Source organism: Miniphocaeibacter sp. (genome assembly GCF_049276255.1).
GTDB lineage: Bacteria > Bacillota > Clostridia > Tissierellales > Peptoniphilaceae > Miniphocaeibacter.
Genome location: NZ_JBASWB010000062.1, coordinates 138,060 through 164,198 on the forward strand (window position 1 = coordinate 138,060; position 26,139 = coordinate 164,198).

At 28.0% G+C, this 26,139-nt stretch carries 28 protein-coding genes, 13 tRNA genes and 1 pseudogene; 5 read left to right on the plus strand and 37 right to left on the minus strand.

What is annotated here, in order from left to right:
• Positions 1–14: 14 nt before the first annotated feature.
• Positions 15–458 carry a hypothetical protein gene (locus tag WAO56_RS08335; protein ID WP_422143095.1) on the plus strand — a complete coding sequence of 148 codons (444 nt, stop codon included), beginning with the start codon at positions 15–17 and terminating at the stop codon, positions 456–458.
• 25 nt (positions 459–483) lie between these two features.
• Here WAO56_RS08335 and WAO56_RS08340 read toward each other — a convergent pair whose 3' ends face one another.
• The 18 genes from WAO56_RS08340 to WAO56_RS08425 form a co-directional block, all read right to left on the minus strand.
• Positions 484–1,023 carry a DUF6648 family protein gene (locus tag WAO56_RS08340; RefSeq protein ID WP_422143096.1) on the minus strand — a complete coding sequence of 180 codons (540 nt, stop codon included), beginning with the start codon at positions 1,021–1,023 and terminating at the stop codon, positions 484–486.
• A 52-nt stretch (positions 1,024–1,075) separates the two neighbouring features.
• The gene (locus WAO56_RS08345; protein ID WP_422143097.1) at positions 1,076–1,501 is read right to left on the minus strand and encodes a hypothetical protein; all 426 of its coding nucleotides are present in this window, start codon (positions 1,499–1,501) and stop codon (positions 1,076–1,078) included.
• A gap of 43 nt (positions 1,502–1,544) precedes the next feature.
• Positions 1,545–2,489, minus strand: a complete 945-nt coding sequence (locus WAO56_RS08350) for a TIGR01212 family radical SAM protein (protein WP_422143098.1) — start codon at positions 2,487–2,489, stop codon at positions 1,545–1,547.
• Positions 2,482–2,922 (minus strand): peroxiredoxin, encoded by a 441-nt coding sequence (locus WAO56_RS08355; protein WP_422143099.1) that lies wholly within the window; start codon positions 2,920–2,922, stop codon positions 2,482–2,484. The genes WAO56_RS08350 and WAO56_RS08355 overlap by 8 nt, the downstream gene beginning before the upstream one ends.
• The gene (locus tag WAO56_RS08360; RefSeq protein ID WP_422143100.1) at positions 2,919–3,752 is read right to left on the minus strand and encodes an HAD family hydrolase; all 834 of its coding nucleotides are present in this window, start codon (positions 3,750–3,752) and stop codon (positions 2,919–2,921) included. The genes WAO56_RS08355 and WAO56_RS08360 overlap by 4 nt, the downstream gene beginning before the upstream one ends.
• A 45-nt stretch (positions 3,753–3,797) precedes the next feature.
• The gene (locus WAO56_RS08365) at positions 3,798–4,121 is read right to left on the minus strand and encodes a DUF1292 domain-containing protein (protein ID WP_422143101.1); all 324 of its coding nucleotides are present in this window, start codon (positions 4,119–4,121) and stop codon (positions 3,798–3,800) included.
• A gap of 190 nt (positions 4,122–4,311) precedes the next feature.
• A complete protein-coding gene (locus WAO56_RS08370; RefSeq protein ID WP_422143102.1) occupies positions 4,312–5,058 on the minus strand; it encodes a peptidylprolyl isomerase in 747 nt (248 codons plus the stop codon).
• Positions 5,059–5,907, minus strand: coding sequence for a S1 RNA-binding domain-containing protein (locus tag WAO56_RS08375; protein WP_422143103.1), 849 nt, complete (start codon positions 5,905–5,907; stop codon positions 5,059–5,061). It abuts the gene before it with no gap.
• Positions 5,908–6,095: 188 nt separating this feature from the next.
• Positions 6,096–6,971, minus strand: a complete 876-nt coding sequence (sdaAA, locus tag WAO56_RS08380; protein WP_422143104.1) for an L-serine ammonia-lyase, iron-sulfur-dependent, subunit alpha — start codon at positions 6,969–6,971, stop codon at positions 6,096–6,098.
• Positions 6,972–6,973: 2 nt separating this feature from the next.
• Entirely contained in the window at positions 6,974–7,639 is a 666-nt protein-coding gene (gene sdaAB, locus WAO56_RS08385; RefSeq protein WP_422143105.1) for an L-serine ammonia-lyase, iron-sulfur-dependent subunit beta, read from the minus strand.
• A 7-nt stretch (positions 7,640–7,646) separates the two neighbouring features.
• Entirely contained in the window at positions 7,647–8,867 is a 1,221-nt protein-coding gene (locus WAO56_RS08390) for a dicarboxylate/amino acid:cation symporter (RefSeq protein ID WP_422143106.1), read from the minus strand.
• A 95-nt stretch (positions 8,868–8,962) separates the two neighbouring features.
• Positions 8,963–9,526, minus strand: a complete 564-nt coding sequence (locus tag WAO56_RS08395) for an HDIG domain-containing metalloprotein (protein ID WP_422143107.1) — start codon at positions 9,524–9,526, stop codon at positions 8,963–8,965.
• Positions 9,527–9,689: 163 nt separating this feature from the next.
• Positions 9,690–10,589 carry a YitT family protein gene (locus tag WAO56_RS08400; protein ID WP_422143108.1) on the minus strand — a complete coding sequence of 300 codons (900 nt, stop codon included), beginning with the start codon at positions 10,587–10,589 and terminating at the stop codon, positions 9,690–9,692.
• Positions 10,590–10,833: 244 nt separating this feature from the next.
• Positions 10,834–11,175, minus strand: coding sequence for a type II toxin-antitoxin system PemK/MazF family toxin (locus WAO56_RS08405; RefSeq protein WP_422143109.1), 342 nt, complete (start codon positions 11,173–11,175; stop codon positions 10,834–10,836).
• Positions 11,176–11,265: 90 nt separating this feature from the next.
• On the minus strand, positions 11,266–12,438 hold the full coding sequence (gene alr, locus WAO56_RS08410) for an alanine racemase (protein WP_422143110.1): 1,173 nt from the start codon (positions 12,436–12,438) through the stop codon (positions 11,266–11,268).
• A complete protein-coding gene (locus WAO56_RS08415; RefSeq protein ID WP_422143111.1) occupies positions 12,438–13,655 on the minus strand; it encodes an NAD(P)H-hydrate dehydratase in 1,218 nt (405 codons plus the stop codon). The genes alr and WAO56_RS08415 overlap by 1 nt, the downstream gene beginning before the upstream one ends.
• 29 nt (positions 13,656–13,684) lie before the next feature.
• A complete protein-coding gene (locus WAO56_RS08420; protein ID WP_422143112.1) occupies positions 13,685–15,031 on the minus strand; it encodes a GTP pyrophosphokinase in 1,347 nt (448 codons plus the stop codon).
• An 8-nt stretch (positions 15,032–15,039) separates the two neighbouring features.
• Positions 15,040–15,468, minus strand: a complete 429-nt coding sequence (locus WAO56_RS08425) for a DUF1893 domain-containing protein (protein WP_422143113.1) — start codon at positions 15,466–15,468, stop codon at positions 15,040–15,042.
• A 176-nt stretch (positions 15,469–15,644) separates the two neighbouring features.
• Here WAO56_RS08425 and WAO56_RS08430 point away from each other — a divergent pair, with 176 nt between their 5' ends.
• The gene (locus WAO56_RS08430; RefSeq protein ID WP_422143114.1) at positions 15,645–16,163 is read left to right on the plus strand and encodes an inorganic diphosphatase; all 519 of its coding nucleotides are present in this window, start codon (positions 15,645–15,647) and stop codon (positions 16,161–16,163) included.
• 64 nt (positions 16,164–16,227) lie between these two features.
• Here the strand turns inward: WAO56_RS08430 and WAO56_RS08435 are convergent, their stop codons facing one another.
• The 4 genes from WAO56_RS08435 to WAO56_RS08450 all read right to left on the minus strand — a co-directional run bounded on the left by WAO56_RS08435 (position 16,228) and on the right by WAO56_RS08450 (position 21,278).
• Positions 16,228–18,123 (minus strand): ABC-F family ATP-binding cassette domain-containing protein, encoded by a 1,896-nt coding sequence (locus WAO56_RS08435; RefSeq protein WP_422143115.1) that lies wholly within the window; start codon positions 18,121–18,123, stop codon positions 16,228–16,230.
• A gap of 41 nt (positions 18,124–18,164) precedes the next feature.
• Positions 18,165–18,821 (minus strand): redox-sensing transcriptional repressor Rex, encoded by a 657-nt coding sequence (locus WAO56_RS08440; RefSeq protein ID WP_422143116.1) that lies wholly within the window; start codon positions 18,819–18,821, stop codon positions 18,165–18,167.
• Between the two features lie 171 nt (positions 18,822–18,992).
• A complete protein-coding gene (gene dltD / locus WAO56_RS08445) occupies positions 18,993–20,153 on the minus strand; it encodes a D-alanyl-lipoteichoic acid biosynthesis protein DltD (protein WP_422143117.1) in 1,161 nt (386 codons plus the stop codon).
• Between the two features lie 174 nt (positions 20,154–20,327).
• A complete protein-coding gene (locus tag WAO56_RS08450) occupies positions 20,328–21,278 on the minus strand; it encodes a Gfo/Idh/MocA family protein (RefSeq protein WP_422143118.1) in 951 nt (316 codons plus the stop codon).
• A gap of 465 nt (positions 21,279–21,743) precedes the next feature.
• On the opposite strand from WAO56_RS08450, the gene WAO56_RS08455 reads away from it, so the two are divergent.
• The 3 genes from WAO56_RS08455 (at position 21,744) to WAO56_RS08465 (ending at position 23,043) form a co-directional block, all read left to right on the plus strand.
• Positions 21,744–21,977, plus strand: coding sequence for a hypothetical protein (locus WAO56_RS08455; protein ID WP_422143119.1), 234 nt, complete (start codon positions 21,744–21,746; stop codon positions 21,975–21,977).
• A 573-nt stretch (positions 21,978–22,550) separates the two neighbouring features.
• Positions 22,551–22,775: a type II toxin-antitoxin system RelB family antitoxin gene (gene relB, locus WAO56_RS08460; protein ID WP_422143120.1), complete on the plus strand. Its 225-nt coding sequence runs from the start codon at positions 22,551–22,553 to the stop codon at positions 22,773–22,775.
• Between the two features lies 1 nt (position 22,776).
• Complete coding sequence (locus WAO56_RS08465; RefSeq protein ID WP_422143121.1) at positions 22,777–23,043, plus strand: type II toxin-antitoxin system RelE family toxin; 267 nt, start codon at positions 22,777–22,779, stop codon at positions 23,041–23,043.
• Positions 23,044–23,120: 77 nt separating this feature from the next.
• Here the strand turns inward: WAO56_RS08465 and guaA are convergent.
• From guaA to WAO56_RS08540, 15 genes and pseudogenes are all read right to left on the minus strand, one after another.
• Positions 23,121–24,071, minus strand: a pseudogene (guaA, locus tag WAO56_RS08470) (glutamine-hydrolyzing GMP synthase); the annotation flags it as partial.
• 43 nt (positions 24,072–24,114) lie between these two features.
• Positions 24,115–24,657, minus strand: a complete 543-nt coding sequence (gene yfcE, locus WAO56_RS08475; RefSeq protein ID WP_422143122.1) for a phosphodiesterase — start codon at positions 24,655–24,657, stop codon at positions 24,115–24,117.
• Between the two features lie 94 nt (positions 24,658–24,751).
• A tRNA-Lys gene (locus tag WAO56_RS08480) sits at positions 24,752–24,827 on the minus strand.
• A gap of 23 nt (positions 24,828–24,850) precedes the next feature.
• Positions 24,851–24,925: transfer RNA gene (locus tag WAO56_RS08485), tRNA-Lys, on the minus strand.
• Between the two features lie 78 nt (positions 24,926–25,003).
• A tRNA-Phe gene (locus WAO56_RS08490) sits at positions 25,004–25,079 on the minus strand.
• Positions 25,080–25,134: 55 nt separating this feature from the next.
• A tRNA-Ile gene (locus WAO56_RS08495) sits at positions 25,135–25,211 on the minus strand.
• A 7-nt stretch (positions 25,212–25,218) separates the two neighbouring features.
• Positions 25,219–25,309 (minus strand) — tRNA-Ser (locus WAO56_RS08500).
• Positions 25,310–25,330: 21 nt separating this feature from the next.
• Positions 25,331–25,419, minus strand: a tRNA-Ser gene (locus WAO56_RS08505).
• A gap of 4 nt (positions 25,420–25,423) precedes the next feature.
• A tRNA-Lys gene (locus WAO56_RS08510) sits at positions 25,424–25,499 on the minus strand.
• 9 nt (positions 25,500–25,508) lie between these two features.
• Positions 25,509–25,585: transfer RNA gene (locus WAO56_RS08515), tRNA-Gln, on the minus strand.
• A 3-nt stretch (positions 25,586–25,588) separates the two neighbouring features.
• Positions 25,589–25,665: transfer RNA gene (locus WAO56_RS08520), tRNA-Arg, on the minus strand.
• A gap of 4 nt (positions 25,666–25,669) precedes the next feature.
• Positions 25,670–25,743, minus strand: a tRNA-Gly gene (locus WAO56_RS08525).
• Positions 25,744–25,819: 76 nt separating this feature from the next.
• A tRNA-Tyr gene (locus WAO56_RS08530) sits at positions 25,820–25,905 on the minus strand.
• A gap of 11 nt (positions 25,906–25,916) precedes the next feature.
• A tRNA-Thr gene (locus WAO56_RS08535) sits at positions 25,917–25,992 on the minus strand.
• A 3-nt stretch (positions 25,993–25,995) separates the two neighbouring features.
• A tRNA-Asp gene (locus WAO56_RS08540) sits at positions 25,996–26,072 on the minus strand.
• Positions 26,073–26,139 lie beyond the last annotated feature (67 nt).

Here is a 26,139-nt window from a genome sequence, read left to right on the forward strand (position 1 = left end):
TTAAAAGGAGAATTATGAAACGATTTATAAATTTTATAAGAGATATTGTATATGATTTAAATTATTTTTTATTTACTTTAATTATTATAGCATTAGTCGCTTTTATCCTACAAAATAGAATAACTTATATATTTACAAGGGATTATGCATCTATTTACAATAATACACCTAAAACCACAACTAATGTTAAAAGTGAATCTATTTATGCTAGTGACAGTATGCCAGAGATAGATATTACAGTAGTTTTACCAGATGGTTCCGATATTATTAGTAAGGCTAGTATTCTTACCCAAAGCGGTGTAATTGATGACCAGGAAAAATTTCTAAATGTTATTAACACATATAATCTACAGGATAAGGTTCTTAGTGGTGAATTTATAATAAAAAAAGGAACTACTTTAGAAGAAGTAATTAATCAAATTACAAATAATGCTCTTACAGAAGTAAAAGGCGAATAAAAAAATTCAGCATATGCTGAATTTTTTAAATTCCACTATTTACATATAGATCTATTTTAGATTTTTGAATTACATTCTTAAAAACACCATTTCTTTTTAATTTATTTAAAATATCTGTATTCATAGAATGTAAAATAGTTTTTTCATAATTATTTAAAATTATTTCAAATAAGTTATTATTTAAACGATTAGAATGCATTTCTATAAAATAGCAATCAATATTTTTATACTCCACTAATTCTAATATTTCTAAAATTATCTTATCTTTTTCGCAATAGTAGTTACTTGTTTTATTTATTTCTCTTTTATACCTTCTCTTATCTTTTTCCTTATACTTATTTGCTAAATTATTATGGTATTTAGCCAATATATTATAATATTGATAGTTATATATACCTTTTTCTACTGAATCTATTTTTAGAAAAGGTTTCATTGATAATCTATCTATTAAAGCATAGTTATTTTCCAAAAAAATCTCTTTATTTATTTCACCATTATCAAGTTGTTCTATTAATCCATTTCTTTTTTCTAAAAATAAATTTAGTAATTCTCTTTCACTTTTCATTTTTCCTCATAATAATAAAAAGCATCCTATTATTGAAGGATGCTTATAATTTCTATTGTACATTTAATTCTATAACGTCTTTAGCCAACTTTTCAGGAAGCTCTGATTTGTCCTTATTTAATCCTATATAGAATTCTACATTGAACTCTTCTGAAAGAACTTCTAAATCCTTTGTTAGAACTTCTAGTTCATGTAATTCAAAATCAACAATGTCATAAATACCATCTACATAAACTTTTTCAATATCATAATCCCTTGAAATTATTCCTGCTAAAAATCCGTAGAATCCACTAACAGTATTTATATGATATTTGTTTGCATTTATTAATCTTACTTGATAATCTAAAGAAAAAATATGAGAATCATCAGTATCAATAAAAACTATATTTCCATTCCCATTTCTTTTGTCTTCATTAGCTTGATCTATAAGCCATTTTGTTTTACCACTTCCAGATGGACCTAAAACAAATTTAATCATTTTACCACTACCTTTCTATAACTTAACTACTATTATTATTGTATTATATAATACTAATTCCATCAAGATAATTACATAAATCTCCTTGTTGGAAATTGTTCTCTTCTAAGGTGTTTTCAATTTTATCTCTAATCTTCCACCAGCTAGTTCCCCAGTTACAAAATACACTATCCTCTTTCGGCATTCTTCCAACTAAACGTTGAATTGCTATGTCTTTTTTAAGATATCTTAAAAACAAAACTACATATTCAACATATTTATCTAGGGAAATTAACTCTATTTCTTTATTTTTATACATCTTTTCAAGTTTTGTGTTTTTAGGTATATATAATGAATGAATTTTCACCTCATCATTATCTAAAACCGAAATTAATTTTGCAGTCTCTATTACATCTAATTCATCATCCCAAGGTAAGCCTATAATAACATGAGTACAAATTTTAAAGTTTTTTTCCTTTATTTTTTTACATGCTAATACAAACTCACTTATACCATGTCCCCTATTCAAAGTTTTTAATGTACGATAATTAGCTGTTTGTAACCCTAGTTCAAATATAATATCTATATTGGTTTCGTTTTTAAATTCTTCCAAAAAATCTAGTTGAATATCGTATATACAATCGGGTCTTGTTGAAATATCAATTGCTACAATATCCTCTAAATTACATTCATTAATTATCTTCTTGAATTTTTCAAAATCCATATAGGTGTTTGAAAAATTTTGAAAATAAACTATAAATTTTTTCGCCTTGTACTTAGTCCCAATGTACTCTTTATTTCTTAATATTTGTTCTTTTACTGTTAATGAAATATCTAAATTCTCAAAAGAACCACCTTTTTCATTACAAAAAATACATCCACCTACAGATATATTATTATCTCTATTAGGACAGGTTAAATTCAATTTAACTGGTAATTTATAGACTTTTTCCCCATAATTATCCTTTAAATATTCACTATAGGATAAATACAAAGTCCCTTTAGTCATTTAGATATTCCTTAAGGAAATTATAAACGTCCTCTACATGACCTTTAACTCTTACTTTTCTATATTCTTTAACTAATTCCCCATCTACATTAAATATAAATGTTGATCTTTCTGTACCCATTACTTCTTTTCCATACATTTTTTTTAGTTTAATAACATCAAATTTATCATGTAGCACTTTTTCTTTATCACTAATTAAGTCTAAATTTAAATTATGTTTTTTTGTGAAATTTTCATGGGATTTTTCAGAATCCTTACTAATACCTACTATTTTAGTATTTAACTTTTCAAAATCTTCTTTTCTCTCTGTAAAATCAATAGCTTCTGTAGTACATCCAGGTGTATTGTCTCTAGGATAAAAATATACTACTAAATTATATCCTTTATATTTGTTAATAAATTCTTCACTAAAATAATCCTTTATATTACTCATAGTATGCCTCCAAAAATTTCAACAAGCTCTCTTCCAACACCATCTTCATTATTTGTATATTTTGAAATATACCTAGAATTTAGTTTTAAAAGATCACTTCCATTTTTCATACATATACCCAATCCTGATGCTTTTATCATTTCTATATCATTATTATCATCACCAAAGGATATTACTTCTTTCCAGCTAATATTTTTATATTTTAAATAGTTTGAAATCCCTATAGATTTCTGTGCTAAAGGATTTAAATATTCAACCATTACATTTCCCCTTAGATAAGATGACAAAATATGAGTCGATAGATCCAATCTTAACTTTAAAATATCCTTATTTAACTTATGGACTTTTTCCACTTCGTCTATATATACCACAGATAGTATATTCTTTAATTCTTCCATTCCTGCCTCTTTATTATGAATAATCTCATCTAATCTACTAACAGATCCAATGTGTTTTTCTTTTTCCACTTCATTTGGAATAATTAAAGATCTTTCATTTTTAGAATCAAATATATGTAAATAAGGATACATATTTTTGTTTGCACTTATTTCTAAGATTTTTTCATATGATTTAAAATCAATAGGGTTATAAAATAGAATATTATTAAAGTTGCTATATTTTGCAATAGCTCCATTATTGGCAATTATTATATGGGGAAAATTAAAATTCTTTATTAAATCAGCAGTTTTACTAAGTCCTCGTCCTGTTGCAATAGCAATTTCAATTCCATTATAATATAAGGCTTCTAATACTTGTAAATTGAATTGTGAAACTTGCTTTTCATCATTTAGCAGTGTTCCATCCAAATCTAAACATACTATTTTATACATATTTCTACCTCTTAAAAAAGACAAAGCAAATTTGCTTTGTCTTAACTATTCAACATCTTCATCAACAAAAATCTCTTGGAAAACATTTGAAACTCTTTCAAATTCTTCATCTGTTTCAATACTACCAAGTTCAAATACTTCCTGATCATTTTCATCTTCGATATATCTATATAATAATACTTGTTCGTCTTCTAAATTAACTAAAGCAATATATTCTCTATTTTCAGTAGGTACATCAAAAATCCCCAATACTCCACATTCTAACTCAGAGTCATCTTCTAAAGTTAATGTTATAGTTTCCATTTCTTCAAATTCATGATCGTTATGGTCACATCCACAACCACATTCATGATTATTATTTTCGCTCATTAGAACCTCCAATTTATTAAATTTATAAATTTAAATTAAAAAATATATATTAAAATTATTAATATTAATTTTATACCCATTTTTTGTAGTTAAAACAGAAAATAAGGTTAACCATTAATTAATATAAACCACTAGAATTATTAATTAATGGTGCTAAATTTTTTTATATTATAAATCTAATAACAAATTTTTAATAAAATTTTTCAACCTTGTATTCTTGACTTAAATCTTTTGCTTTATTTAAATATACTTCTTGTTGTTTTAAAGCCGTTAATTGTCTTTTAACTTCATTTCTAACTTCATCTAATGATGAATATTCTTCACTTGTTTTATTATCTACTTTAATTATATGATATCCAAATTGTGATTTTACCGGTTCAGTAATAGTTCCTACTTCTGCATTAAATGCTGCTTGCTCAAATTCAGGAACCATTTGTCCTCTACCAAATTGTCCTAAAGAACCACCCTTTTCTTTTGAAGGACATGTAGAATACTCAGTCGCAGCTTCTTCAAAGGATTTACCATTTTCTATCTCTTCTCTTATTTTTTTAGCTTGTTCTTCTTCCTCTACTAAAATATGAGAAGCTGTAACCATTTCAGGCTTTTTAAAATATTCTTTATGAGATTCATAATATTCTTCAACGTCACTATCTTTTATTTCTATATCTTTTAAAAAGTTATTAACAGCAAATTGCTTTAATGCACTCTCTTTAATCCTTTCAACTTCCTTTAGATAGTCTTCATTTTTATCTAAGCCATTTTTTAAAGCATCAAAATAAAATAATTCTTGATTTACTAATTCATCAGCTACTTTTTTCATTCCTTCTTCATTGTTAAATTGAGCACCTTGATGTCCCATCATATTAATGAAGCTTTGTACTTCCTCTTTTGAAATTTCTCTTCCATTTACTATTGCTAAAATATTACCTTCACTCATTTAATCTCTCCTCTTTATTTTTATACCATTTTTGTAAAACTCTATTTTATTATTTTTTAATAATCTTCCAACTGCTTTTTTAAAGCTTGATTTTGTCATAGATAAAGTATCCATTATATCGTCAGGACTTGATTTATCATTTAGTTCTAAAAAGCCATCATTTTCTAAAAGTGTATCCATTATTAAATTTCCATCATTATCTATTTCTAGATGACTTCTATTTCTCATTGTTAAATTTAGCCTTCCATCAGCTTTCACTGATGAAACTCTAGCACTAACATTTTCACCTACAACAACTATTCCTCTCATATGTTCCTTTGGTATTAACGCTTCATATATACCATCTACTGCTACAAAAGCACCAATATCATCAACAATATTATAAACTATTCCATCAACCCAATCATTTTCCTTAAAGTTTGAATCCGTTCGTAAATAATCTCTTATTTTCATAGTTGAACTTAATCTATTGGATTTGTCTATATATAGGGCAACTAAATACTTCCTTCCCTTTTCAAGCTTAATTGTTTGCTCTTTAAAAGGTAAAAATAAATCTTTTTGCAAGCCCCAATCTAAAAAAGCTCCAATTTTTGTAATATCTTTAACTTCTAAGTGGGCAATCTTACCTAAGGTTATTTTAGGTTTTTTTCTAGTTGCAGTTAATCTATTTTCATGATCTTTATATATAAAAACATCTATTTTATCTCCTACCTTGTCTTTGTCAGTAACTTCATTACTAGGTAGTAATACAACTTCATCTCTATTAATGTTTTTGGAAGGTCCTAAAAAAGCTCCAACTTTTCTAATCCGCTTAATTTCTAGTTCTTGAATTTCACCTAATTCTATCATTTCTTCACCTCCACATCTAAACATTATACCAATAAAACCAATACTTTACACGTATTTTAACATATTTTTAATATTATCAGTTATTTTTGCCTATTATAATATAATTATTTAAGAAATTATAAAAAAAGAGAGTAGAAAATTTAAATATTTCCACTCTGCAAAATTCAATTATTACAGGTAAAACAAAATTATTCTCCGTAAAACTCTTTTTTAATTTTTTCACCTGTTTTTGTAGCAGCCAAGCCTCCTAATGAAGTCTCTTTTAAGGTATAACTCATAGATTTACCAACTTCATTCATTGCCTGAGTTACTTCTTCAAAAGGAACTAATGACTTAATTCCCGCCAAAGCTAAATCTGCTGATAAAATTGCATTTATAACTCCTGATGCATTTCTAAATGTACAAGGATATTCAACTAGGCCTGCAATAGGATCACATACGAGTCCAAGAATATTTACTAAAGTAATAGAAGCTGCATTTAAAATTTCTTCAATAGAACCACCTTTTAGAAAAACTAAGGCAGCTGACGCCATTGCAGAAGCAGAACCACATTCTGCCTGACAACCACCTTCTGCTCCGGCAAAATTAGCATATCTTCCTATTATTTGTCCTATTCCTACAGATGTTAAGAGAGCATCTACTAACTTTCTATTATCAACATCTTTATTTGAAGCCTTATACCTAAATATTGCCGCTGGTATTATTCCTGATGAACCAGCTGTAGGTGACGCTACTATTTTCCCCATTGATGAGCTAAATTCAAGTGTTGAAAAGGCCATTGCCATTGCTTGAATGTTTTCTTTGCTTAAAAATCCCTCATCTTTTAGTGCATAGTCATTTGCCTTTTTAGCAAAGCCATCAATCATACCTAGATTTGTAACACTTTCCACTTCTAAAAACTTTTTTGCTGACTGCTCCATAACCTCTAACATATTGAGTAATTTTTCTACTATGACTTCTTCTGTATCTCCTGAGTTTTTAATTTCATCTTCAAGTACTATATCGGCTATGGATTTATTATTTTCTTTACAATATAAAATTAATTCTTCTGCGTTATATATCATTCTTAAAATCCTTTCACTAAATGTTTAACGAAATCAATATCTTCGTTTTTAGATATAGTTTCAATGGTTTTTTCATCAATATTTTTATCAAGTTCAATAACTAAAGTAACTCCCTCATCACTTTTATTTGTATGCATACTTTCAATATTGTAACCATTGTCACTTAAAACTGTAGATATAAAGGCTATTATACCTCTTTTGTCTACATATCTACATATTAATAAAGGATATTCGCTAGTAAAATTAATCTTTATACCGTTCATTTCTACTATTTTTATATTCCCTCCACCAATAGAGGAGCCAACTACTGTATTAACCTTTCCATTAGGATAATACATTTCTATTTTAACGGTATTAGGATGAACATTTCCCAAGTCTCCTTTTTCAAAAGAAAACTCCAGTCCCTCTTTTTTAGCTATTTCAAAAGAATCTTTCAATCTATCATCGTCAGGATACATTCTCAATGCACCAGCTAATAAAGCCTTATCTGTACCATGACCTCTATATGTTTCTGCAAAAGAGCCGTGTAAAATAAACTTTATTTTATTAAAACCATCGCCTGAAATAATTCTAGCTGTTTTCGATATTCTACAAGCTCCTGCAGTGTGGGAACTTGAAGGACCAATCATTATTGGTCCTAAAATATCAAATAAATTATAATCTCCCATTATATACCTAACTTTCTAATTCTTCTTTAGTTTTTTCTCGTCTAACTATATGTTTGTAGTATATTTTATCAACAGCTACAGCTATGGCATTGTCACCTGAAATATTGGCAGCTGTTCCAAAGCTATCTTGTGTGGTGTAAAGTGAAATTAATAAAGTTGCCATGCCACTAGTCGGATCTATTCCTACAACTGGTAAAAACGGCAATGCACTCATTACTGCTCCACCTGGTGCACCTGGTGCTGCTACCATTGCAATTCCCAATATTGCTATATAAGGTATCATAGTTGTATATCCATTTGGCATTCCATACATAGCTAATATTGTATAGGTACAAGCTGTTATTGTAATCATTGAGCCTGGCATATGAACTGTTGCCCCTAAAGGAATTACAAAGTCCCTTATTCCTTTACTTACACCATCTTTTTTAGCACACTCTAAGTTTACTGGTATTGTTGCTGCTGAAGATTGTGTTCCTAAAGCCGTAACATAACCTGAAACTTGATTTCTAATTAACGTAATAGGGTTTTTTCCTGTATAACTTCCTGATATAACAAACATAGCTGAAACATATAATAGATGTAGTGTTACTATTAAAATAAATATTTTCCAGAATATACTTAAAATAGCAAATACAGAGCCAGAATATGCCATATTAGCAAAGTTACCAAAAATATAGAAAGGTAAAACAGGAACAACAGCTTTTCCTAATATATTAGTTATAATTTCATTAAATTCAGTTATAAATCCATAGCTATATTCACCTTTCCCTTTATTCCTTAACCAAGATATTGATAAACCAAATACAAAGGCAAAAACCAATGCACCTGTTACATCAAAAAACGGATTCAATTCAACACTAAAAATTGGTTCTAAAGAATCGCCTGCAGCTTTAGTAATTTGGTCTACTGCTTCTGCTGTTATAAATTTAGGGAAAATACTATCACTCATAATCCATGACAATGTTCCACCTAATAATGTTGACGCATAGGAAATTAATACTGTAATCCCTAATAATTTACCTGCCCCCTCACTTAAATCAGCTATCCCCTTTGTTACAAAGGCTAAAATCATAAGTGGTATAACAAAACTTAACCACTGGCTAAAAAATGATGAAAATGTAACTGCTATTTGAGTTACTATCTTAGGTAGATATAGTCCTGTTAAAACCCCTAAAATAATTGCAATAATCAATTTTGGTATTAAACCTAATTTAAATTTCTTTTCCATTATACTCTCCTCCTTATTCAAATGTATTATAACAAAATATTATTGTATTGTTAAGTTTTTTTCAATTAACTTCCAATTTTATTTTTTATAGTTATTTATTTTTCTATTTCTGCAAATATTTCATCTTCTTTTTCTTGCATTGCCGTAAGGGTTGTTTGTAATAATTCATCAAGTTCCATATTCAACATTTCGGCTCCGTTACGGATGGCGTCTCTTGAACAGCCAGCTGCAAAACTCTTATCTTTAAATTTTTTCTTTAAACTTTTTAATTTCATATCTTTTGTAGATTTTGATGGCCTCATTAATGATGCTGCAAAAATCAAACCTGTTAACTCATCTACTGCATAGAGAATTTTCTCCATTTTTTGCTCAGGTTTTACATCAGAACAAATTCCATAGCCATGACTTATTACACTTGTAATAAATTCTTGACTGTAATTGTTTTCTTTTAAAATATCTACAGCTTTAACACAATGTTCATCTGGGTACATTTCAAAATCAATATCATGTAATAACCCAACTATACCCCAATATTTCGGATCTTCATTTTCAATTTCCGCAAAATACTCCATAACTTTTTCCACGGTAATAGCATGTTGTATATGAAATTGTTCTTTATTGTATTCTTTTAACAACTTTAAAGCTTCATCCCTATTCATTTTTTCCTCCTTATTGAATTCATTTATTTTTTATATATAAGTTAAATTAACTTAAACAAATCATACCCTTTTATCTAAATAAATAAAAGCCCTTTAAAAATTATATATATTTTTTTTAATATATATAATTTCTTTTAAAATAAAAAAAGATACATACTATTTCTTAGTATATATCTTTCAAATCCTCTAATTCATGAGTAAATCCTTCACCAACAACCTCATTAACATAATTCATAATAACAAAGGCTTTTGGATCAACTTCTGCTACATAATTTTTAATAACAAAATATTCGGACCTTGAAACAATTGTGTTTATTATTTGTTTTCTTTCTCTTGAAAATCCACCTTCTGCTAGATAAACTGTTGAACCACGTTCCATATGTTCAATTATAAACTTATTAACAATTTCAAATTTTTCAGTGATTATTATCATGTTAATCTTTGTATTTAAACCTGAAATTGCCCAATTTATTACTAGTGTGTTCAGACCTAAACCTACTAAAGCATATAGGCCTACCTCAATATTTACAGCATATATACCAAATAGAACTACTAGAGCATCTGCAAACATAATGCTTTTACCCATATCTATATTAGTATATTTATTTATTATACTAGCTAGAATTTCCGTTCCCCCTGTTGTTGCATTTTGAGTAATTACTATTGCAATTCCAAGTCCAGACATTATAACACCAATAATTACACTTAATAAAATGTTACTAGTTAATGCTTCTTTTAGAGGTACCAAATTTTCCAGTAGGGTTATTGTATTAGATACTATTAGTGACGAATACAAAGTATAGCCAACATATTCCTTGCCTAAAAATATATAGGATAGAATAAATAATAGTATATTTAAAGTTGTCATTACATATCCTACTTGTAGCTTTGGAAATAAATTTTGCAAGGCTATTGCAAATCCACTAATTCCACCTAAGGGAATTTGATAATCCATTATAAAAAAATAAATTCCTACCCCAACTAGTATAGAACCAAAGGTAACTATTGTGATTTTTTTTAATTTTTTAGAATATTTTTTTAATAAATTTATTAATTTTTTCATAATTTAATTATAACATAGTATTGTATAAAGTTGATATTTAATTAATTATTATTTGGATTTTTTGTAAACTTATTGATAAAAATCTATTTTAATTTTAGAAATAAAATATAATATTTTAAGAATTAAATAAAATAAATATTTAAATAATATACAATAAATTTATACATAAAACTTAAAACCCACTAAATAAATATTTAGAGGGTTTCTTATTTCAAAAGAAAAGTTAACTTTTCTTTCATAATTATTATAGCCCTAATGATATCTTTAGCCCTTCATCTACTTTAATCATGACCTTATCATCAAAAACACCTATTTTTTCTCTCAACCTTTTTTTGTCTATTGTTTTAATTTGTTCTAATAATATTACAGAATTTTTTGGTAAACCATATATATCTGCAGATATACCAACATGTGTTGGCAATTTAGCTTTATGTAATTGAGAAGTTATTGCTGCAACAATAATTGTAGGGCTATATTTATTTCCAACATCATTTTGTATTACAACAACAGGTCTAACTCCTCCTTGTTCAGAACCAACAACAGGACTAAGGTCAGCAAAGAAAATATCTCCTCTTTTAATTTTCATTATTTACACCTAACAGCTGAGCTGTCCTTTTTGATTATATATTTCCCTATTATAATTATTATAATCTTTTAATTCAAGCTATGTCAATTCTTAATGTTTTAAATAATTTATTATGTTAAAAATTTTATTATCTTTTACATAAACTCTAGGTATTCTCATAGTAATACCACAAATTAAATCATATACTATAGTATTGGCTAAATTGGCAATTTCATAAATAGAAATTTCTCCATATTGGTCTTTTCCATAAAGTAAAACTGGATCACCAATATTTATATCATCAATATTGGAAACATCTATCATTGTTTGGTCCATACAAACCTTTCCTATGATTTTCGCCTTCTGTCCTTTAATTTTTACAAATCCTTTGTTAGATAATTGAATAGGATATCCATCTGCGTAACCTATAGCAATAGTAGCAACTTTTGTAATTTTATCTGTTGTAAAAGTTCTATTGTAACCAATACTTTCACCTGCTTCAAATAGTTTTACACTAGATACCGTTGTAAATAAAGATGCTATTGGCTCTAATTTTACTTTATTGGATAATTTAACTATTTCAGATGGATAATAGCCATAAATACCTATGCCTGAACGAATCATATCCAAATAATACCCATGTACTATAGCACCTGCATCATTGCTTATATGTTTTACTGGAATTGAAATATTCTCTTTTTCAAGAAAGATTATAAAATCCATAAATTTTTCATATTGTTTTTTAGTATATGAAAAATCTGCACTATCCGCATCTGAAAAATGGGAATAAATTCCTTTAATTCTAACATTTGATAAACTATTTATTTTCTTTATTTCTTTAATTGCATTATCTGTATTATTTTCATCAATTAAATATCCTAATCTACCCATTCCAGTGTCAACTTTAATATGAACATCTACTATTGCATTTAATTCTTTTGCCTGTTCATTAATTTTATTACATTGTTCAAAATCATAGGCAGTTACTTCTATTCTATTTTGAATTATTGCTCTAAAGGAGTCATCTATTACATAACCTAAAACCAAAATAGGTAAATATATGTCATTGTTTCTTAATTCTAATGCTTCATTTATATTTGCAACACATAAGTAATCCAATCCTATTTTTTCCAATTCTCTAGCTATAGTAACAGCTCCTAGTCCATATGCATTAGCCTTTACCACTGCACTTATCATAGAAGGATAACTTATTCTCTTTAATTCAAAATAATTGTGTTGTAGCGCATCTATATCAACCTTTACATAACTTTGATATCTTTCCATTAATTTTTATTCTCCCTAATTAATTTTATTGAATATGGAATATTCTCTAAAATATCCCTAGCAATAATTCCATCTTCTCCTAACTTATCCTTTGCTAAATCTCCAGCTATTCCATGGATAATTACACCTGTCTTAGCCGCTGAATAAGTATCGTATCCCTGTCCTGCTAATGATGTAATAATACCAGTTAAAACATCTCCACTGCCAGCTGTTGCCATACCTGCATTACCATATTTATTTATATAGATTTCTTCTCCATTTGTAACTATGGTTCTATGACCCTTTAAAACAAGTACAATATTATATTCCTTAGCAAATTTCAAGGCAACTTCTTCTCTGTTCTTATGAATAAAATCTACTGGTAATCCTGATAATCTTGACATTTCCATTTCATGAGGGGTAAATATTATACTCTTATCTTTAGGAAGTTTATCTATGTTTTTTGAAATTATATTTAACCCATCTGCATCAATTACAATAGGTTTATTAAATTCTTCTAGAAAAAATCTAATAAAATCATATTCATAATTTTTTCCCATTCCTGGACCAATTCCAAAGGCGGTTAACTTGTTAAAAAAATCTTTTTTATTTTGTACTTCCTCTTTATTTACGGTAATTACAATATTTTCCAGTGCCTTAATCTGCATAATATCGGATATGCTATTAGGCACGACTGTATAAACTAAACCTGAACCAGTTCTTAATGCAGCCATCGACGATATATGTATTGAACCACACATCCCCTTAGAACCACCAATTAAAGCAATTTTACCATAATCTCCTTTATGGGAATCCTCTACTCGTTTTTTTAATAAATCCCTAAGCTCTAAATCTATTTCCATAGATCTAGTATTAGCTTCCTTGGCTACAGAAACAACATATTCTCCATCATGAGAAATTGAAACTTCTAAGTTATTATCTATTATTTTACTGCAAATATCTTTGGCTTTATTACATAAAAATACTTCAGGTTTCCCATTTTCTTTATTTAATATTTCAATATCTTTAAAACCTATTTTCCCTATTCCTGTTCCTAAAGCTTTTGAAACTGCCTCTTTAGCTGAAAATCTACCGGCTATAGTTTCTAATTTTCTATTACCCCTTCTTTTATTTATCAATTCAATTTCATTTTTAGTAAAAACCCTATTATAGAATTTTTCATTATCTAAAAATTTTTCAAATCTACTAATTTTACTTATATCTATTCCAATAGTCAAATCAATCACTCTTTTATAATTCTATTTAATTACATATACTGTTTACACATAATATCTTCAAATTCATTTATATCTAAATCCAACAAATCCTCTGGTTTAGAGATATTTTCTAAAAATTTTTCAATATTTACTTGTAATTTTCTCATATCTTCAATATTGAAATAATTAATATCCAAATCTTTACAATAAAAATCTATTATTACATTTAATAAATCATATTTTAACTTATGTCTATCTCTTTTGCATAAATTTATACCTTCAACAGCTTTTCCTACTCTATAACTAATAGTGTGAACTATATAATCTATAAATTGTATAAAAATAATATTATTTTCTTCTTTTATTAAATCAATTATTATCTTTAAACATAAATTCCATCTAAAATCTTTATTAATAGTTATCTTCATTGAATTACCTAGTTTTTTATTTAAATTATTCCTATATTTAATATTTTCAAGAATAATATTTTTTCCAAAAACCATCTTTTTTCTATTAAGTTGATTTATTGTGTCAAATAACTCAATAATCCTATTATTAGAATTTATATCATCATCAATTTCTAATTTTGCAAATAAAAAATCTACTACTAAATCCGATATTAATCTTAAATCTATTAGTAGGCCTGTTTCTTTTTTCAATTTTAGAATATAGGTATCATGTATGGATTTAGACAAAATTGATTTTAACTGTGATTTTGTATTTTCAGTCTTTGATTCTTCAATGTCCTTTAATCTGTCATATATGTTATTAAGCTGACTATCTACCATTTCTAAATTACTTTTAATAGAATACATAATATTTCTAATAAAGTCTTCTGTTATCATATAGTTGAAATTTTTATAGAGGATTATATGGTCAATTTCTCCCCAAAAAACATTTACCATAGACTTTATTTGTAGTTCAAACAATAATTCTTCATCGCCATCAATGTACTTTCCATCAATTTTATATATTTCAAAACCATTTTTTTGATACTGTGGTTGTTCTTCTGACATGTTTAAATATATATTATCATTAAGGTCGGTTTTAAAATATTCTCCATCACCCTTAATATGAAAAGTATCCTTAATTCTATTGAAAATTATTTCTTCATCACTATTAAACCTACACTCTAGTCTTACGCCTACAATATCATTTAAATAATCTAAAACTTCCCTCGGATGATCCAATTTGTTGAAGAAATTTTGACGTAACATTTTTTCCTTTATACTATTATCCATCTTTATTCTATAATTTGAATTAAGAAAAAAATCGTCATCTTCCAATAATTTATAAAAAAATCTATTAACTTCTTTCGCCACATAATTTATAAAATCTTTTTTTGTATTTATGTAGTCAACTGATGAGTCAATAAATTGAAACATATCTAATTTCATAATATCTCCTATATTTGTTTTGTTTGTAACAAAAAGGCTTCGATTTTATTATAGAAAATATTAAAATCTTCATTTTCCATACTAATTTTTTCAACAGGACAAAAATCATCTCCTGTTCTATTTAATATTTTTTCAACTATTTTTTCATACTGTACCTTTATTCCCTTTGACTCTAGTAGCTTTAAAGCTCCTTTAGAAATAATATTTGTATATAATTCAACAGTTCTACCTTTAAAATTTAAAATAAACTTAGCTGCTCCGCCACCAATAAATTTATCTGAAATATATATATCTCCTGTAATTTCTTCATTATATAAATCATACATGGGAACGATTCCCTTTTTACTGCTTTCAAAAATTACTTTACCGTCTTTGACAACTACTAAATTTCTATTATCATTTATCATTTTATCTTTAGCTATTTTTAAATTATCCATTTATACCTCTTATAACCCCTTAATTTGTTTTTATGTTCTTAAATATATTTTATCATAATTAACAAGTAAATTTTATTAATATAAATACTATGGTTTTCCTATTAATTAAATAATATATATTGATACAACTTTCCCATAAATATAGTATAATATTAAATAAAATAGGAGGAAAAATTATGTCTGATATAAAAACAAACAAGGAAGTAATTGTAGAAGCTATGATAGAAATTCCTAAAGGTAGTAGCAATAAATATGAATTTGACCATGAAAAAAACGTTATAAAATTAGATAGATGTCTATTTTCACCAATGTTTTATCCTGCTGACTATGGATTTGTGCCAGAGACCCTTTCTGAAGATGGGGATCCTATAGATATTCTCGTTCTAATGAAAAACCCAACTTTTCCAGGATGTATGATAGAATCAAGAATAATAGGTATGTTTAAAATGGCAGATGATAAGGGAAATGATGAGAAATTAATAGCAGTACCTATTCATGACCCAAGATACGATGAAGTTTATTCTTTAGGGGATTTAAGTAGCCATACTGAAAGAGAATTTGAGCATTTTTTTAAAGAGTATAAAAGATTGGAAAACAAGGAAGTCGAAATTGGTGGATGGTACAACGTTACTGATGCCATAGAAGCTTTAGAGAAAGCCAGAGAAGCCTATAAAGAAGCAAATAAAAATAAATAGTAGTTAATATAACTTAAAAAACTAAGTTTTACCATCTTGTAAAACTTAGTTTTTTATTCTTTAACTAGTCTTGTAAATCAAACCAATCGTTATATAGCTCTTCCTTTAAATCTTCTTTATTACGTATTTCCTTAAATAAATTTTCTACCTTAGTCGCATCTGTGTAAATTTCGTTATTTGACGCTTGTAAATTTAGATTTTCAAGTTCTATTTCCACTTCTTGAATCTTTTTCTCAAGTTCTATAATTTTTTTCCTATTTTTACTTTTCTCACGTTCTATTTGTCTTAATTTCTTTTTTTCTTTTTCTATACTTGTCTTAGATTTTTTTTCTATTTCAAGTTGTATTTTTTCTTCATTTATTTTTTCAATATAGTAATCATAATTTCCTAGATAGGTAATAGCACCATCATTGTTTAATATGACAATTTTATCAACAACTTTATTTAAAAAATATCTATCATGGGAAATAATAAAACAGGTTCCATCATATTCCAACAGGGCATTTTCCAAAACTTCTTTAGAATCGATGTCTAAATGATTTGTTGGCTCATCCATCAATAAAAAATTTGAAGTCGACAACATTAACTTCAATAATGAAACCCTAGCTTTTTCACCACCACTTAGTTCTGAGATTTCCTTAAAAATATCATCTCCTATAAACATAAATCTAGCTAAATAATTCCTTATTTCATAATGAGTTAATTTTGGATATTCATTCCAAATTTCATCAATAATAGTATTATTCGAATCAAGATTTTGCTGTTCTTGATCAAAATAACCAAAATGAACTTGACTTCCTATATTTATACTTCCCTTATTTACTCCTAATTTCCCAAGTATCATCTTAAACAAGGTAGTTTTACCAATACCATTGGAACCTATTAAGCCAACCTTTTCTCCCTTATAAATATCTATATTTACATTTTCAAATAATATTTTATCATCAAAGGATTTAGATAAATCTTCTATTTTTAAAACATCCTTACCACTTTCAACAGCCGGAGTGAATCTCAAGGAAAACTGGCCTGAAACATTTTTAGGTTCTTCTAATATTTTCATTTTTTCCAGTAGTTTCTTTCTAGATTGGGATTGTTTAATTAATCTTGCACTTCCATAATTTGAGAACCTTTCAATTATTTCCTGTTGTCTTTTAATTTCTTTTTGTTGGTTTTCATAGGCTGCCATTCTCATTTCTAAGTCTTTTTTTCTTTGAATTGTATAATTAGTATAATTTCCTTTATAAATTTCTATTTTTTTATTTTCCAATAAAAAAATCTTATTAACGACCTTATCTAAAAAATATCTATCATGGGATATTAATAAAATAGAGCCATCATAATCCCTTAAAAAACCTTGAAGAAAGTCTATGGCTTCTAAATCTAAATGGTTAGTTGGCTCATCTAAAAATAATATATCAGGTTTAGATAATAATAATTTTGCTAATTGAATTCTTGATTTTTGACCACCTGAAAAAAACTTAATACTTTTATAAAAATCTTCTTCAGTAAAACCTAACCCCTTTAACATTCCTTGTATTCTTGAATTATATTCATAACCATCTAATTTTATAAATCTATCTTGAAGTTTTTGATATTGTACTAGTATTTCATCTAACTCCTCGCCTTTACTACTAGACATTTTTTCTTCTAGTTCTCTAATTTTAGTTTCAATATTTATTACTTCTTCAAAAACCTCTAAACATTCATCATATAGAGTATTCTTACTGTTTAAATCCGTTAATTGTTTTAAATATCCTATTTTCAAATCCTTTTGCTTGTATATTTCTCCACTATCATAGGATATTTCATTCATTAATATATTTAGTAAAGTAGTTTTCCCCGATCCATTAATTCCTATTAAACCAACCTTATCTCCCTTTTGTATATTAAATGTAACACCTGATAATATTTCCTCAGTAACATAACTTTTCGATATTTCCTTTGCTCCTATTAAAATCAAAACAACACCACCTAACCAAAAAAAAAGACATTATTTAATGTCTAGTTTTTTGTTCCCGGATAATCTTTTAAATTATTCATATAATATGTTAATGTAAATAGACTTTCATCTAAATGTACATTTTCTAAAACTACATCTTTTGGTAATTTTAAGTCTATTGGGGCAAAATTCCATATTCCCTTAACATTACCTTCCACTAATGTATCACAAACTTCCTGAGCTGAATCAGCAGGTACAGCTAAAACGGCTATATGAACATTTTCTTTTTGTAAAAATTTATTAATATTTTTAATATCATTTACTTTTATTCCACTCATAGTTCTTCCAATGGTATTTTTATCCTTATCGAATAAACCTACTATTTTAAATCCAGAATCTTCATTAAATCCTCTATACTTATAAATAGCCTGACCAATATTACCCATTCCTACAATTATAGCCTTATAAGATTTATCTATACCAATAATTTTTTCAATTTCTGACTTTAACTCTTCAACATTATATCCGTAACCTTGTTGACCGAAACCACCAAAATGATTTAAGTCCTGTCTTATTTGAGAAGCAGTTAAGCCTGTAATTTTACTAAGTTCCTGTGAAGAAACCCTTATAATTCCCTTATCCGCTATTAATCCTAAATATCTATAGTATTTTGGTAATCTTTTTACAACGGCTAATGAAACACGTGGTTTTTCGCTCATATTTTTCCTCCATAATTACTTTATTACAGTAATTATAGCAATTATTGAATAATACATCAATAGGAAATTTTTAACAATATATTTTATATGCAAATCAATATAGGCTAAAATTATGCTTAGCTTTATTTATTTACCTTCTAAATATGACTATTTAATAAAGACTAAATTCTATTATTTAAAATATTCTGACATCTCTTTACTAACATATAGCCAACCCTTCCAGCCTAAATGCATAGCATCAAAATAAAAGTATTTATCATATTCAAAATCCCTTAAATCAATATAGTTAAAACCATATTTTTCTACTAATTGTCTTGTTTTATCATAATAACTATCTCTTTGTTCCTTGTTAATTCCAGCATAATCATAAAAATATCCATTTGTAGACTCTATAATTACAAAGGGTTTAACTCCTAATTCTGTACATAACTCTAATAATAATTCTAAATCATTAAATTCATCAGATTTTAATAAGTTAATCCCCTCATATTTGTTCTTTAAATCCTTTAAGTTTGGTTGTAGTTCCTTAACATAATATTGGTCTTCTACAAACATATCATTATTAGTAACTGATTTTTCACCTTGGCTTTCAGCTAACTCATCTAACTCTTGCCAAGATAATTCATTTTTTATAGCTTGATTTTTATTTTTATATCTATCAAGTAAAAAAGATGATTTATAGGTATCTTGTAAATCTAAAAACCATTTTTGAAAATTAAAAAATGGCCTAAATGTCTTTTGGAAGATTTTGTGCGAAGTATCCAATTGAGTGTATACTGTAGCATTATGATTTGCTACATTATTAGTTAAACTGAAAACTCTATTTGCTACCTTGTCTTTTAAATCATTGCTAATATTTTTATTTTCCATAAATTCATAAAACTGTAATTCTGAAAAATTAGAATTGAAACTCGCTTTCTCTACCTTACTTCTCATAAACCATTGAAGTGAAACTATAATACCTATATTACTATCCTTATTAACATCTAGGGCTCCTAATTTAATTAAATTTAAAAGACTTTGTACTCTTGGTTTACCAGAAATTATAATATTTTTATTACTGGTATTGTTGGGAAATAAATTAATAGGGTTTTGTTCTACTTTTATCCTTAAATCGGAAGAGCCTAAAAGTAAAATATCATTATTTTCCAATCCTTGCTCTAATATTCTTAATCCCTTATCCCTTGTTTCATTTGAATATAAGTGCATTATTTCACTACTATAGTTATTTTCTATATTTTTAATAGCATATTTGTAATATATAAACAATATAGAAAGAGCTATCAAAAGCGATATAAATGCCAACACTATTTTTCTTAACAACTTATTCATATACCAATCCCATTTCTAATTAATATTTTATATTTCTTAAAATTTCTACAAAATATTATAGCACAGTATTCCTCTTTTACTATTACAAAACAATTACAATAATTCTAAGAAATTATAAAAATAAAAATAAGGATAAATAAATTTGTATGATTTATTTATCCTTATTTTTATTTTTTACTTATTCCATAAAGATTCAATTATTTCTATACTATCTCTAGTTATACTATGGGTATTAATTTCCGATTCTATTTTTCCTTCTTTTATAGAATTAATAAATTCTTCAATTTCATAATACATTAATGGAATATTTTGTGAATTTTCATAAAACTCATAATCTCCATTACGATATTTTATTTCAAATTTACTTGGCAAGGATATTTTATTAATTGATAAAACTCCCTCTTCACCAATAATTTCCGATTCACTATAACTATTAAAAATTTTACTATACATAATAACAGCTTGAAAATCCTCATATTCTAATATACCTGTTCCAAAACCTATTGCATTAGTTACAAGTCGGTGATTACTTCCTACAACAGCTTTAGGTTTTCCAAAAAGGTGTATTATTGGTTCAATAGTATAAATTCCTATGTCAGTTAAGGCACCATTTCCCAATTCTGGTTTAAAAGCATTTTCTATAATTCCATTTTTTAACTTATCATATCTTGAAGAGTATTGGTTAAATTGAAAAACTACCCTTCGTATTTTCCCTAACTTATGTAGACTATTTTTAATCTCCTTAAAAGTTGGAGTAACAGTGGAAATCATAGCTTCCATAAACATTCTATTGTTTTCCTTAGCCGCTTCTATAATTCTATCTATAGATTCAACTGTCGTTGTCGCTACTTTCTCACACAACACGTGTAATCCTGCATTTAAAGCTTTAATCGACTGTTCTTCATGTAAACCTATAGGGCTAGCAATGTAAACGGCTTCTATACCCGATTTAAACATTTCATCTAAATCATCAAAAAAATATTTCGCTCCATTTTCTTTTCCAAAAGATTCAGCTCTTTTTATATCTCTAGAATACATAGCTGTAAATTCAAAATCAGGATTTAATTTTGCTGCTTTTAAAAAATCATTAACAATAAAATTAGACCCAATAACACCAAATTTCATAATGACTCCTTTAAAATTCTTATTTTGTTTATTTTTACAAATAATATATATTATCAATCAGGTTAATTTAAAATTAATTTATTATATTATTTAACTATATTATAAGGCATATTTATAAAATATAAATTAATTCCACTTATTATTTAACTTTTTAAATATTTCAGACCATAAAGAATAATTATATTTAATGCTATGAATTTTAATACATTGTAACCTACTACAAAAATCTGCATTAAACTAATCATTAGATTTGAAAAAACTACATCCTTACAATCACTTCCTTAAAATATAGTTTATTAAACTACTTTGTAGCTATTATACCCAAAAAATAGAAATACTTAAAGAATTACACAAAAATGATAAAATGTTTCTTAAATTTAATTACTTAAGTAACTATTAGATTTTTTCTTACCTATGTATAATAATAATTGAAAAGAAAATTTAAAAACAAAAGGAGATAGATTTATGTTTATTGTAAATGATTTTGAACCTAAGAAAATATTTAATATGAATTTATGCAAAAAAATTGAATTATTGGAAAATGAAGATCTATATTCTCTTGTAATGTATTTTTTAGATGGAACAAATGAAATCATTGCAGAATCTAATAATAAAAAAGAAATAACTAAAAAATTCAATAAAATAGTTTCAACTTCTGGTGATTTATTATCTGCTAGAACTATAAGTTTTTCTAAATAGTAGCTTTTACTAAATTAAAAATGCTATAACCTAGTTATAACAATATCTATAGCCTTTCCTGTTCTTATTCGAATCCCGGAATGATATAGACACAGATAATAAGATACTTCATGTTACCAAATCTTTCCAAGGAATAGACGGTAAAGACATTTAACAGACCATAAATCACCTAAGAGTATAAAAAGATATACCTTTAACTGAAACAGCCGTTAATGAAGCAATAGAGGTCAAGAAACAGGTATACAAACCTAAGGACACAGATAGAATCTTCCCCTATACTAAAAGATTTTTCCATTATGAAATGAAACAAGGAAATAAAAAGGCTGAAATAGAGAAAATAAGATATATATTAATCCTGTGACTATAACACAAAGATTAGGACATAACAAAGTAGAAACCACGTTAAATACCTATTCACATCTTTAGCCTAAAGATAATACTAAAATAGTTAAGTTGTTAGAAAAATTTGAAAAAATAACTGAGTCATCTAATTTTATAGATTGCTTTTTGTATTACATTGTATTATAATATGAATATCAAGAATACATTGTAATACATTTAAGGGGTGATGTTATGAAAGTTATTACTGTGAGATTAAATGAAGAAGAAGAAAAAATGTTTAGTGAATACGCTAGCATAAAAGGTAATGGTTTATCTACATTATTAAAAGAGGCCCTTGTTGAGAAAATGGAAAATGAATTTGATTTACAAGCCATAAAAGACTATGAAATAAGAAAAGAAAAAGGCGATATTGAAACTTACTCCCATGATGAAGTTAAAAAAATACTAGGTTTATAATATGGCTTATACAGTTGAATATGAAAAAAAGGCTATTAGGCAACTTTCTAAGCTAGATAATGGAACAAGTAAATTGATAATTAACTGGATTGAAAAGAATTTAATTAATACAGATAATCCTAGAAGCAATGGTAAATCTTTAAAGGGAGATTTAAAAGAATACTGGAGATATAGGGTTGGTAGCTATAGAATCATTGCAGAAATCAATGATAATAAACTTATAATTCTGCTTGTAAATATTGCACACAGAAAAGAAGTCTATAAATAATAGCACATTATTAGTAGGTTTTACTAAATTAAAAGGCTATAACCTAGTAATATCAACAGGTATAGCCTTTCTTGTTCTTATTCGAATTCTATTGTTCCCGGTGGTTTTTGTGTTATGTCATAAAGTACTCTATTTACCTGTGGTACTTCACTTGTAATTCTTTTCGAAACTTTTTTCAAAAATTCCATATCAAATGGATACCAATATGCAGTAACTGCATCTTCAGAATTAACTGCTCTTAAGAAAATTGTTCTAGAATAAGTTCTTTCTCCATCTTTAACACCTGTTACACTAAAATCAGGCATAGCTGCAAAATACTGCCAAATTTTTGTGTCTAAACCAGCTTTAGCAACTTCATCTCTATATATATAATCTGCGTCTCTTAAAATATCAAGTTTCTCTTTAGTGATTTCACCTAAAACTCTAACCCCTAATCCTGGTCCTGGAAAGGGTTGTCTATTTACCATTACATCCGGCATTCCAAGTTCTCTACCTACTTGTCTTACTTCTTCTTTATATAAAGTTTTTAAAGGCTCTACAAGTTCAAAATTTACATCTTCAGGTAAACCACCTACATTATGATGGCTTTTAACTAATCCTTTACCATCTTTACCACTTTCTGCAATATCAGGATATATAGTACCTTGTACTAAATATTCATAACCTGACAACTTAGCTTGTTCTTCTTCAAAAACTCTTATAAATTCCTCGCCTATAATTTTTCTTTTTTGTTCAGGATCAGAAACTCCTTTTAATTTTTCAAGAAATCTATCTTCAGCATCTACAGTTATTAAATTTATATGGTACTTACCTCTAAACATTTCTTCTACTTCTTCACGTTCACCTTTACGTAGTAAACCATGATCAACAAAAACACAAGTCAGCCTATCGCCTATTGCTTTATGGACTAAAACAGCACATACTGATGAATCAACTCCACCTGATAATGCACAAATTGCTTTTCCATTACCAATTTGTTCTTGTATTTCCTTAACACTCTTTTCTATAAATTCTTTCATAGTTCCTCCTAAACAAATTTTATACATTATAAATTATAACATAAATTATAGCTTATATTATTAGAGAATCAATAATATAAGCATTTTCTATATTAATTAAATCAACAGTCTTGTTACTAATAATTGCACAAGAGCTTGTTCCATCTTTTGGAATTGTTGTACTACCCGGATTAATTACAACAGTATTACCAACTTTCTTTAATACTTTTATATGGGTATGACCAGAAACTACAATATTCGCATTAACTTCCCTTGCTTTTTTAATTCTTTCATCTTCCGTTTCCTCATATCCATGAATTGCAAATATATTGTATTTTCCAAAATTAAAAACCTTAGATTTACTTTTTAAATCTTTTTTAATAACCATTTCATCTACATCACTATCACAATTACCTCTAATATAATAAATATTTTCCAGTGTGCTTAAATAGGCTGCTAAATCTCTCGGATTATAATTTTTAGGTAAATCATTTCTAGGCCCATGATATAAAACATCACCACAATGAATAATATAATCACAATCTTTTAAAATCTTTAATGCTTTCTTTGTCTGAACAATATCTCCATGTGTATCACTTAATATACCAATTTTCATCTATTTCTCCTCTTAAATTTACTCTATTTAATTATTATATTAGATAAGGCTACAATTATGCAATAAAAAAAGAAGGTTTTAGCCTTCTTAGTTCTGGTGACCCATCAGGGGCTCGAACCCTGGACAACCTGATTAAGAGTCAGGTGCTCTACCAACTGAGCTAATGAGTCATATATTATGCATTTTATGTATTTGGTGACCCATCCACGCTTTGAGCATGGGACCTCCTGATTAAGAGTCAGGTGCTCTACATCTGAGCTAATGGGTCTTATTTAAATGTCCTATAAAAATAATAAAACATAGTAAATACTATGTCAAGTTAAAAAAAGACAATTAATAGTCTTTATGGTGCCCGGAGCCGGAATCGAACCAGCGACACGAGGATTTTCAGTCCTCTGCTCTACCGACTGAGCTATCCGGGCTAATATTTTGTTTTTAAACAAAATATTTCTTGGCAAGGCCAAGAAATATTTATATTGGTGGGCCTTCAGGGACTCGAACCCCGGACCTACCGGTTATGAGCCGGGCGCTCTAACCAACTGAGCTAAAGGCCCCAATAACTGGCGGAGAAAGAGGGATTTGAACCCTCGCATCCCGTTAAGGATCTACTCCCTTAGCAGGGGAGCCTCTTCAGCCACTTGAGTATTTCTCCTAATCCAATCTAAAAAAAAATTGGCGGAGAGGGTGGGATTCGAACCCACGTGGGCGTGAACCCAAACGGTTTTCAAGACCGCCTCGTTATGACCACTTCGATACCTCTCCTTGATGGTGACCCATCCGCGACTCGAACGCGGGACACCCTGATTAAAAGTCAGGTGCTCTGCCGACTGAGCTAATGGGTCATATAAAACTGGCTGGGGTGACAGGACTCGAACCTGTGAAATGCTAGAGTCAAAGTCTAGTGCCTTACCGACTTGGCTACACCCCATTATGGCGCACCTAAGAGGATTCGAACCTCTGGCGCACGGATTAGAAGTCCGTTGCTCTATCCAGCTGAGCTATAGGTGCATACTGGAGCGGGTGAAGGGAATCGAACCCTCGCAACCAGCTTGGAAGGCTGGGGCTCTACCACTGAGCTACACCCGCGCAAATTCTCTAAGCAACTATTTTAGTATACCAATTCGGTTTTATTTTGTCAACCCTTTTTTTCAATTTATTTTTTTGGTGGAGGAGAGTGGATTCGAACCACTGAAAGCGTAGCTAACGGATTTACAGTCCGTCCCCTTTGGCCAACTCGGGAACTCCTCCAAGTTTAAAAATGGAGCTGATGAGAGGACTTGAACCCCCAACCTACTGATTACAAGTCAGTTGCTCTACCAATTGAGCTACATCAGCAAATGGCGACCTGGATCGGACTCGAACCGACGACCTCCAGCGTGACAGGCTGGCATTCTAACCAACTGAACTACCAGGCCATATATGGTGGGCGGTACAGGGCTCGAACCTGTGACCCCCTGCTTGTAAGGCAGATGCTCTCCCAGC

Bases quoted from the DNA above. Each gene is read 5' to 3' on its own strand.
- WAO56_RS08440 (WP_422143116.1), bottom strand. From the start codon at position 18,821: ATGAGCGAAAAACCACGTGTTTCATTAGCCGTTGTAAAAAGATTACCA.
- alr (WP_422143110.1), bottom strand. From the start codon at position 12,438: ATGGAAAGATATCAAAGTTATGTAAAGGTTGATATAGATGCGCTACAA.
- WAO56_RS08450 (WP_422143118.1), bottom strand. From the start codon at position 21,278: ATGAAATTTGGTGTTATTGGGTCTAATTTTATTGTTAATGATTTTTTA.
- WAO56_RS08425 (WP_422143113.1), bottom strand. From the start codon at position 15,468: ATGGATAATTTAAAAATAGCTAAAGATAAAATGATAAATGATAATAGA.
- WAO56_RS08455 (WP_422143119.1), top strand. From the start codon at position 21,744: ATGTTTATTGTAAATGATTTTGAACCTAAGAAAATATTTAATATGAAT.
- WAO56_RS08390 (WP_422143106.1), bottom strand. From the start codon at position 8,867: ATGGAAAAGAAATTTAAATTAGGTTTAATACCAAAATTGATTATTGCA.
- WAO56_RS08345 (WP_422143097.1), bottom strand. From the start codon at position 1,501: ATGATTAAATTTGTTTTAGGTCCATCTGGAAGTGGTAAAACAAAATGG.
- WAO56_RS08465 (WP_422143121.1), top strand. From the start codon at position 22,777: ATGGCTTATACAGTTGAATATGAAAAAAAGGCTATTAGGCAACTTTCT.
- yfcE (WP_422143122.1), bottom strand. From the start codon at position 24,657: ATGAAAATTGGTATATTAAGTGATACACATGGAGATATTGTTCAGACA.
- WAO56_RS08335 (WP_422143095.1), top strand. From the start codon at position 15: ATGAAACGATTTATAAATTTTATAAGAGATATTGTATATGATTTAAAT.
- WAO56_RS08420 (WP_422143112.1), bottom strand. From the start codon at position 15,031: ATGAAATTAGATATGTTTCAATTTATTGACTCATCAGTTGACTACATA.
- WAO56_RS08350 (WP_422143098.1), bottom strand. From the start codon at position 2,489: ATGACTAAAGGGACTTTGTATTTATCCTATAGTGAATATTTAAAGGAT.
- WAO56_RS08405 (WP_422143109.1), bottom strand. From the start codon at position 11,175: ATGAAAATTAAAAGAGGAGATATTTTCTTTGCTGACCTTAGTCCTGTT.
- WAO56_RS08370 (WP_422143102.1), bottom strand. From the start codon at position 5,058: ATGAGTGAAGGTAATATTTTAGCAATAGTAAATGGAAGAGAAATTTCA.
- sdaAB (WP_422143105.1), bottom strand. From the start codon at position 7,639: ATGGGAGATTATAATTTATTTGATATTTTAGGACCAATAATGATTGGT.
- WAO56_RS08365 (WP_422143101.1), bottom strand. From the start codon at position 4,121: ATGAGCGAAAATAATAATCATGAATGTGGTTGTGGATGTGACCATAAC.
- WAO56_RS08400 (WP_422143108.1), bottom strand. From the start codon at position 10,589: ATGAAAAAATTAATAAATTTATTAAAAAAATATTCTAAAAAATTAAAA.
- WAO56_RS08355 (WP_422143099.1), bottom strand. From the start codon at position 2,922: ATGAGTAATATAAAGGATTATTTTAGTGAAGAATTTATTAACAAATAT.
- WAO56_RS08375 (WP_422143103.1), bottom strand. From the start codon at position 5,907: ATGATAGAATTAGGTGAAATTCAAGAACTAGAAATTAAGCGGATTAGA.
- dltD (WP_422143117.1), bottom strand. From the start codon at position 20,153: ATGAATAAGTTGTTAAGAAAAATAGTGTTGGCATTTATATCGCTTTTG.
- WAO56_RS08340 (WP_422143096.1), bottom strand. From the start codon at position 1,023: ATGAAAAGTGAAAGAGAATTACTAAATTTATTTTTAGAAAAAAGAAAT.
- WAO56_RS08395 (WP_422143107.1), bottom strand. From the start codon at position 9,526: ATGAATAGGGATGAAGCTTTAAAGTTGTTAAAAGAATACAATAAAGAA.
- relB (WP_422143120.1), top strand. From the start codon at position 22,551: ATGAAAGTTATTACTGTGAGATTAAATGAAGAAGAAGAAAAAATGTTT.
- sdaAA (WP_422143104.1), bottom strand. From the start codon at position 6,971: ATGATATATAACGCAGAAGAATTAATTTTATATTGTAAAGAAAATAAT.
- WAO56_RS08430 (WP_422143114.1), top strand. From the start codon at position 15,645: ATGTCTGATATAAAAACAAACAAGGAAGTAATTGTAGAAGCTATGATA.
- WAO56_RS08360 (WP_422143100.1), bottom strand. From the start codon at position 3,752: ATGTATAAAATAGTATGTTTAGATTTGGATGGAACACTGCTAAATGAT.